The sequence below is a fragment of the Rhizomicrobium sp. genome, assembly GCF_056722145.1.
The window spans coordinates 1-6,710 of record NZ_JBWZET010000352.1; the positions used below are offsets into that span (position 1 = coordinate 1).

Genomic DNA, 6,710 nt, shown 5'->3' on the forward strand with positions numbered 1-6,710 from the left:
TGCAGCGACAATCAACTTCGGCAATCCTCACCCCAAGCGCCGTCGCAATCACCATCCTGATTGACGCTGGCTCATCATCCAGCTTGTCGCGCTACAGCCCTTCGTCCCGACGCCATCAGCGCAGCCACGGCGCACAAGGGCGCGTCAAAAGCGCCGTAGGCGGCACCAGAGCCACGCGCAGCCCGTTCTTCACGGGCGAGCATGGCGAGGAGCGTAAGCGATGTCCTGTGGCCCTTCTTCCGTTGAGGCGATGAAAGTGCTCGGAGGCCCTGCGGGAGTGACGGAGGGCTTCGAGCTATCGTTATGGATGACGTTAACGTCGACGCGAAGGGCGGCTATCGGCGGATAGAGGTTCTGACTGGTCCCGGGCGCCGCCGGCGATGGTCGGCAGCGGAGAAGGGGCGGATCGTGGCGGAGACGCTGGTCTCCGGGGCTGTGATCACGGAGGTCGCGCGTCGGTGGCAGGTTTGTCCGCAGCAGGTGTTCGGCTGGCGACGCGCGGCCCGGGCGGGCGACCTGGCCCTTCCGGCGGCGGCGGTAGAAGTGGCGGAGCCGGCGTTCGTGCCAATCGTGAGCGAGCCGCCGCGGTTGGGGAAGCCTGCCAGGCAAACCCCACCATCCGCGACGCCGACGGCCTCTGGCGTGCTGTTCGAGGTCGAGCTTGCCGGTGTCGTGGTTCGTGTCATGGCGCGGGTGGACGCCAAGCAGTTGGCGACGGTGTTGCGTGCCATCCGGGCGTCGGTGGCATGATTTCGATTCCCACGGGTGCGCGCATTCTGCTGGCGATGCGCCCGGTTGATTTTCGAAAGGGGGCGCACGGTCTTGCAGCGTTGGCTGCGGAGGTGCTGCGTGAGGATCCGTTTTCCGGTGTGGCGATCGTGTTTCGCGCCAAACGGGCAGACCGCATCAAGATTCTTCTCTGGGATGGCAGCGGGCTGGTCCTGGTGTGGAAGCAATTGCAGCAAACTGCATTTCGCTGGCCGCCGGTAACGGACGGCGTCATGAAGCTATCCGCTGTGGAGTTTGCTGCTCTGTTCGATGGGCTTGACTGGACGCGTGTCCAATCCGTGCAGAGGATTCCCACGCCGAGCGCTGCTGGATAGAATCGGCGCGTCATGCCAGCCGCTCCCACCGCAATCCAGAGCCTGCCAGCCGATGCCGGGGCTTTGCGCGCGATGCTGCTGGCGACCCTGGCCGAGCGCGACGCTCTGGTTGCGGAACGCGATGCGCTGACGACGCAGAACGACCGTCTGCGCCACATCCTGCTGAAGCTGCGGCGCCACCAGTTCGGCCAGAAGTCGGAGCGGTTGCCCGACGAGCAATTGCAGCTTGGCTTCGCGGATCTCGAAGCGGCGATCGCCCAGGGCGAGGCGGAAGCCGAACACCGCGATCCCGCGCTGAAGCGCGAGCGTGCGGCCAGGCGTCGCGCCAATCGTGGCAAGCTGCCGGCGCACCTGCCACGCATCGAGGTGACGCTGGCGCCGGAGAAGACCCTTTGCCCATGCTGCGGACTGCCGATGGTGGTGATCGGCGAGGACACCTCTGAACGGCTGGACGTCATCCCGGCCCAGCACCGGGTGATCGTCACCCGGCGGCCGAAGCTGGCTTGCCGCGCCTGTGCGGGTGTCGTGGTCCAGCAGCCCGCGCCGCCGCGGCTGATCGAGGGCGGCATCCCGACCGAGGCCACCGTCGCGCACGTGTTGGTCGCGCGTTACGCCGACCACCTGCCCCTGCATCGCCAGGCGCAGATGCTGGAGCGGCAAGGCGTGGAGCTCGATCGTTCCACGCTGGCGTTCTGGGTCGGCTACGCCGCGGCCGAGATCACCCCCGTGGTCGGCCGCCTGAAGGAGATCGTGCTGGCCTCGGTGCGGCTGTTCGCCGATGAGACCGTGGTGCCGGTGCTCGACCCCGGCCGTGGCCGCACCAAGCGTGGCTACTTCTGGGCTGTCGCGTGCGACGACCGGCCGTGGGGCGGGAAGGCGCCGCCGGCGGTCGTCTACACCTACGCGCCTGGACGCGGGAAGGAGCACGCCAGCGCGTTGCTCGCCGGCTACCGCGGGATCCTGCAATGCGACGGGTATGCCGCCTACCAGAGCCTGATGGATCCGACCGGCAAAACCGGTCCGCGCGTGCTCGCCTTCTGTTGGAGCCACGTCCGACGAGGCTTCTACGATCTCGCCAAGACGGGGGCGGCGCCGATCGCGACTGAAGCGCTGGCGCGGATTGCTGCGCTGTATCGCATCGAGACGGAGGCCCGCGGCAAAACATCCGCCGAGCGGCTCGCCATCCGTCAGGCGCGCAGCCGGCCATTGGTGACCGAACTGCGTCCCTGGTTCGAAGCACAGTTCGCCAAACTGCCGGCTCGTGGCCCGACCGCTGACGCGATTGCCTATGCCCTCAAGCACTGGCAGGGCCTGGTGCAGTTCCTCGACGACGGCCGCATCGAACTCGATACGAACACCGTCGAGCGAAGCATGCGCCCGGTGGCTTTGAGCAGAAAGAACGCGCTGTTCGCAGGCAGCGACGAAGGCGGAGCGAACTGGGCCGCCGTCGCCTCGCTGGTCGAGACCTGCAAGCTCAACTCAGTCGATCCCGAGCGCTATCTCGCCGACCTGCTCACTCGTCTCGTCAATGGCTGGCCTCAGGCCCGCATCGACGAACTCATGCCCTGGTGCTCCGCACCGGCGGCCTCCGCCTGAACGTCAAGCCCTGGCCCGTAGGGCCACAGCACAGCGCTTACCGAGGAGCCACCTTTTGACGCGACCGCGCACCGTGGCATTCCTGCCTTGTCTGACGGCGTGTCTTGTCCCTTATGGCCAGAACGCACGGAACGTCCGGATTTGACAGATAGGCCGTGATGTCGGCGCGGGCGGGCATAATTTTCGAACGAGAACAGATGGTTGGACGACTGTAGCCCGTCGGCCTCGATCGCGACGGGCGAGACGGAAAACAGGTGATTTCCGTCAGGTGGTCCGCGGTGTCCGGAAGCGGGCATTCTTGGCCGGGAAAGGGTGCGACAAACCCTGTCGGAATGGGATACTGTGCGGAAACGTTCCAGATGGGGTTTTCCGCACATGCTGGTCGGCTATATGCGAGTCTCCAGCGACGGCGACCGTCAGGTGCTGGACTTGCAGCGGGACGCGCTTCTCTCTGCCGACGTCGACGAGCGTCACCTGTTCGAGGATCGGGCCAGCGGCAATCGCGATGATCGTACTGGTCTGGCCAAGGCGCTCGCATTCATGCGGCCCGGTGACTGTCTGGTCGTCTGGAAGCTGGATCGGCTCGGCCGATCGTTGTCCCACCTCCTCACCACGGTGACGGATCTCAAGAAGCGTGGCATCGCGTTTCGTTCGCTGACCGAGCAGATGAACACCACGACGCCCCAGGGTGAGTTCCTCTTTCATGTTTTCGGCGCGCTCGCCCAGTTCGAGCGATCGTTGCTCCAGGAACGGGTGCAGGCCGGGCTCGCGGCGGCACGCCGGCGCGGACGCCGCGGCGGGCGTCCGACAGCGATCGACGCCGAGAAGCTCGGCGCCGTGATCGCGGCGTTGGACAGCGGCGCCACGAAAGCCGCGGTCTGTCGCACCTTCGGCGTCAAACGCAGCACGCTCCTCGACTCCCTGGCCCGGATCGGATGGTCTCCCGCCCTCAAAGAGCCAGGAGGCATGAGTGGCGCGACGGCAGCAACTGACATGGGCCCAGATCACGGAGTTGTTCGATCCGCCAGGGGATCAACGTGAGCTGGTGCGCCACTACACGCTGTCGGACGCTGACCTCGCAATGATCCAACGCTGCCGGGGCGACCACAACCGCCTCGGTCATGCGCTGATGCTTTGCTATCTGCGCTATCCGGGTCGCCCGCTGCGCGCCGGCGAAAGGCCGCCCGGGCCGCTCCTTGCGTTCATTGCCGACCAGATCGGTGTCCTTCCGGAGGCGGTCGACGAATATCTGGCCACTGAGCGGAACCGCAGGTGCCATGCCGCGGAGCTGCAGGACAGGCTGCGGCTGCGCCCGTTCGGGACGCGCCCCGCCGCTGAGCTGGCAGCGTGGCTGCTGCCGCACGCCGTTGAAGACGAACGACTTGGCCATTTGGCTCGGCTGGTCGTGGAAGAGTGCCGGCGACGTCGGATCATCCTGCCTTGGCCAGCGGCGCTCGAACGCCTTTGCATCGAGGTTCGTCATCAAGCCCGGCGGGAAGTGTACCGTCGCCTGACGGCTGGCCTGTCTGCCGAGCAGCGCAAACGGCTCGATGCACTGTCCGAGCGCCGCGAGGAGACCGGGCAGAGCTGGCTGACCTGGTTGCGGCAGATGCCGGAGGCCGCCACGCCGACAGCGATGCTCGGGCTGATCGAGCGGCTGGAGCATGCGCGTGCGATCGGCATCGAGCCCGGCTGTGGACACCTCGTTCACCAGGCGCGCATGGCGCAGCTCGCCCGTGAGGCGGGCCGCGTCACCGTCCAGCATGTCGCCGGCTACGAACGGCAGCGGCGGCACGCGATCCTGGTGGCCACCACTCTGGACCTCATCCCCAACCTGACCGACCAGGCCATCGATCTGTTCGACCGGCTGGTCGGCGCCATGTTCCGCAAGGCCGAGGGGCGGCAGGCGCGCGCCTTCCAGGCGGATGCCAGGGTTATCAATGAGAAGGTCCATCTCTACGCGCGCGTCGGCGCCGCGCTGATCGCCGCTCGCGACGCCAAGCAGGATGCCTACGACGCGATCATTGCCTTGATGCCCTGGGAGAAGTTTTGCACGACCGTCACCGAAGCCGAGGCGCTGGCGCGGCCGGAAGCATTCGACACCTATCAGGATCTCGTCCGGCATTACGCCGGCAGCCGGCGCTGGTCGCCAGCCTTCCTTGCGGCATTCGAGTTCGAGAGTATGCCGACGTCGGCATCACTGCTGCGTGCCATCGCGGTGCTACGCGAAATGAACCGTTCGGGGGCCACCACCCTGCCGCACTCCGCGCCGACCGGGTTCGTGCGGCGGCGTTGGGCACCGTATGTCCTCCCAGGCGGTCCCATCGATCGACGCCATTATGAACTGTGCGTCCTGTCGGAGCTGCGCGACCGGCTACGCGCCGGCGATGTCTGGGTGGCCGGTAGTCGACAATACCGCTCCTTCGAGGAGCGACTGATCTCCACGCAGACCCTGCAAACGCTGCAGCAAGAGAGCACCCTGCCGGTCGCCGTCGAGCCGGACTTCGAGCAGTTCATCGCCGCACGTCGTGCCCTGTTGGATGAGCGCTTCAACGATGCCAACGCCCGCGCCCGGGACGGCAAGCTGCCGGACGTCACCATCAGCAACGGCGTGCTGAAGATCGCGGCCATCGAAGAATCGACGCCGCCAGAGGCCGAGGCTCTCGCCGTCCGGCTCTATTCGATGCTGCCGCGCATCCGCATCACCGATCTGCTGGCCGAAGTGGCGAGTTGGACGCAGTTCGCCGACTGCTTCACCCATCTGCACACCGGAGAGCCAGCCGCCGACATTCGCATCCTGATGGCGGGGCTGCTCGCCGAGGGGCTGAATCTCGGCCTCACCCGCATGGCCGAGGCCAGCAGCATCGCCAGCCTCAGCCAACTCGCCTGGACCTCCGACTGGCACATCCGCGAGGAAACCTACGCCCTGGCACTGCGGTGCCTGGTCAATCACCAACAGCGTGAACCATTTGCTGCGAACTTCGGCCGCGGCACAGCATCGTCGTCGGACGGGCAGTTCTTCCAGGCTTCCGGCTTCGGTCGCGATGCGAGCCGCCTCAACGCTCATTACGGCCATACGCCAGGGTTCAAGATCTACACCCATCTCTCGGACCGCTATGCGCCGTTCTACACCAAGCTGATCGCCGCCACGGCGAGCGAGGCGCTGCATGTGCTAGACGCGCTGCTCTATCACCAGAGTGAGGTCGTGTCCCGTCGCCACCACACCGATGGCGGCGGGGATTCCGACCACGTCTTTGCGCTTTGCAGCCTGCTTGGATTTGAGTTCACGCCGCGCATCCCGGACCTCAAGCATCGCCGCCTCTATAGCTTCAGCAAGCCTTCCGCCTATCCCACGCTGGAGCCGATGATCGCCGGCCGCGTCAACGTTGACCTCATCCGTGCCCACTGGCCAGAGATCCTGCGCATCGCTACCTCCATCCGCACCGGCACCGTGACGGCGTCCCTCATCATGCGACAGCTTGCCTCGTATCCACGTCAGAACGGCGTCGCCGCCGCGTTGCGCGAATTGGGACGTCTGGAACGCACGCTGTTCACGCTGGACTGGATCAATGACCCGGTTCTGCGTCACGAGACCGGCCAGGAACTCAACAAGGGCGAGTCCCGCAACAGCCTGGCACGAGCTGTCTTCTTTCATCGGTTGGGCGAGATCCGCGACCGCACCTATGAAAACCAGCAGAACCGCGCCTCCGGCCTGAACATGCTTGTCACCGCAATCATCCTGTGGAACACGCGGTATCTCGAACGCGCAGTGGCTACCCTGCGCGAAGTTGAGGATGTCCCGGATCACCTACTGGCCCATCTGTCCCCGCTGGGCTGGGAACATGTCAACCTGACCGGCGACTACGTCTGGGGGGCCCAGCACAGCGTGTCGGAAAACACCGACGGAATGAGGCCGCTCCGGCCCACACCCGAGTTCACCCGCAAGGCCGCATGACGTTCTCGCTTCGTCCCCTTATCTGTCAAATCCGGGCGTTTCGTGCGTTCTGGCCC

The 6,710-nt window shown here is 66.1% G+C and carries 5 protein-coding genes; all 5 read left to right on the forward strand.

The window, feature by feature from the left end; all coding sequences use genetic code 11:
• Positions 1-303: 303 nt before the first annotated feature.
• The 5 genes from tnpA (at position 304) to AC1P6P_RS18610 (ending at position 6,654) form a co-directional block, all read left to right on the forward strand.
• A complete protein-coding gene (gene tnpA / locus AC1P6P_RS18590; RefSeq protein WP_481403937.1) occupies positions 304-750 on the forward strand; it encodes an IS66-like element accessory protein TnpA in 447 nt (148 codons plus the stop codon).
• Positions 747-1,103, forward strand: coding sequence for an IS66 family insertion sequence element accessory protein TnpB (tnpB, locus tag AC1P6P_RS18595; RefSeq protein ID WP_481403938.1), 357 nt, complete (start codon positions 747-749; stop codon positions 1,101-1,103). The genes tnpA and tnpB overlap by 4 nt, the downstream gene beginning before the upstream one ends.
• 72 nt (positions 1,104-1,175) lie before the next feature.
• Entirely contained in the window at positions 1,176-2,699 is a 1,524-nt protein-coding gene (gene tnpC, locus AC1P6P_RS18600; protein WP_481403939.1) for an IS66 family transposase, read from the forward strand.
• 375 nt (positions 2,700-3,074) lie between these two features.
• Entirely contained in the window at positions 3,075-3,740 is a 666-nt protein-coding gene (locus AC1P6P_RS18605) for a recombinase family protein (RefSeq protein ID WP_481403940.1), read from the forward strand.
• Positions 3,670-6,654: a Tn3 family transposase gene (locus tag AC1P6P_RS18610; protein WP_481403941.1), complete on the forward strand. Its 2,985-nt coding sequence runs from the start codon at positions 3,670-3,672 to the stop codon at positions 6,652-6,654. The genes AC1P6P_RS18605 and AC1P6P_RS18610 overlap by 71 nt, the downstream gene beginning before the upstream one ends.
• The last annotated feature ends 56 nt before the right edge of the window (positions 6,655-6,710 follow it).

What these genes read in the sequence shown, in the direction of transcription:
- tnpA (WP_481403937.1), top strand. Translation starts at nt 304, where the DNA reads ATGGATGACGTTAACGTCGACGCGAAGGGCGGCTATCGGCGGATAGAG.
- tnpB (WP_481403938.1), top strand. Translation starts at nt 747, where the DNA reads ATGATTTCGATTCCCACGGGTGCGCGCATTCTGCTGGCGATGCGCCCG.
- tnpC (WP_481403939.1), top strand. Translation starts at nt 1,176, where the DNA reads ATGCTGCTGGCGACCCTGGCCGAGCGCGACGCTCTGGTTGCGGAACGC.
- AC1P6P_RS18605 (WP_481403940.1), top strand. Translation starts at nt 3,075, where the DNA reads ATGCTGGTCGGCTATATGCGAGTCTCCAGCGACGGCGACCGTCAGGTG.